Origin of the sequence: Mesorhizobium sp. M0678, from assembly GCF_040320505.1 — a bacterium.
Classification (GTDB): domain Bacteria; phylum Pseudomonadota; class Alphaproteobacteria; order Rhizobiales; family Rhizobiaceae; genus Mesorhizobium.
Window position 1 is genome coordinate 1 of the sequence record NZ_JAMYPT010000075.1, and the last position, 1,261, is coordinate 1,261.

The following is a 1,261-nucleotide window of genomic DNA, read 5'->3' on the forward strand; positions in this document are numbered from 1 at the left end:
GAAATCATGTGGGCCGGGACGAAGAAACAGGCTCACCTGAGCCGAACAAAGAAACGCAACAGGAATCGAAAAAGTCGAAATCAGGCTTGTCGATGTCATCCGTGGTGTAGATGATGCGCCGCACGCTCTCGGGGAATGCGAAGAATGGCACGACGTGCTGCCAGTTGCGCCGCCAGCTCTGAGCGATCGCGGGATAACGTTGGCCCCAGTAGCCGGCGTCGAAAGCATCGAGCGCGGCCAGGCCGGCCTCTGCGTCCTTGGCCCGATAGATCGCCCGCAGCGCCGGCACGACAGGCTTGCGGTCCTTCCATGACACGAACTCCAGCGAGTGGCGGATCAGATGCACGATGCAAGTCTGAACGACGGTCTGCGGGAAAACGGCGTTGATCGCTTCTGGAAAACCCTTCAGGCCGTCGACGACGGCGATCAGGACGTCGGCGACACCCCGGTTCTTCAGCTCATTCATGACGCGCAGCCAGAATTTGGCGCCTTCGGTCTGCTCGATCCAGATCCCCAGTATCTCCTTGCCGCCGTCGGGCAGGATGCCGAGCGCAATGTAGATCGCCTTGTTGCGGACGAAGCCCTCGTCGCGAATTTTGACCCGGATGGCGTCGAAGAAGACCAAGGGAAAGCAGGCGTCCAACGGCCTGTTCTGCCACTCGGCAACCTCCTCAAGCACGGCGTCGGTGACCGCCGAGATCAGGTCCGGCGAAACGTCGATGCCGTACAGTTCCTCCAGGTGGCCGCGGATCTCGCGCACGCTCATGCCGCGCGCATACATCGACACGATCTTGGCGTCGAAATCGGGAAAGCGACGCTGATACTTTGCAATCAGCTTCGGATCGAAGGAGCCGGCCCGGTCACGCGGGATCGAAAGTTCGAGCTTTGATGTGCCCGTCAGAACCGTCTTCTTCGAATGTCCGTTGCGCCGGTTCGCCGAGCCTTCGCCCTGCTCCTCTTCAAGATGATCGTCCAACTCAGCGTTCAGTATCCGCTCCGAAAGCGCCTTCTTCAGATCGTCGAGCAAACCGTCCTTGGCAAACAGTTCCTGTGGGTCGCGCCCGGCAAGCAACCGATCCAGTACTTCCTTCTCAATGGCCATGCGATGATTCTCCTTTCCATCATCATGGCCTCACGCACAAGATTCCTGACAGTCCCGCTACGAGGGATGCCAACGATCTCGCCCTTCTACAAGCTCAGGCGACTGCGACCCGGCTTCCTGCGGACGGCTGCCGACAGCGGGATTGATCTGTGCTCGCAG

General features: G+C 60.0%; 1 pseudogene. It reads right to left on the reverse strand.

What is annotated here, in order from left to right:
* Nucleotides 1–88: 88 nt before the first annotated feature.
* A pseudogene (locus NKI29_RS33335) lies at nucleotides 89–1,102 on the reverse strand (IS256 family transposase); the annotation flags it as partial.
* Nucleotides 1,103–1,261: the final 159 nt, after the last annotated feature.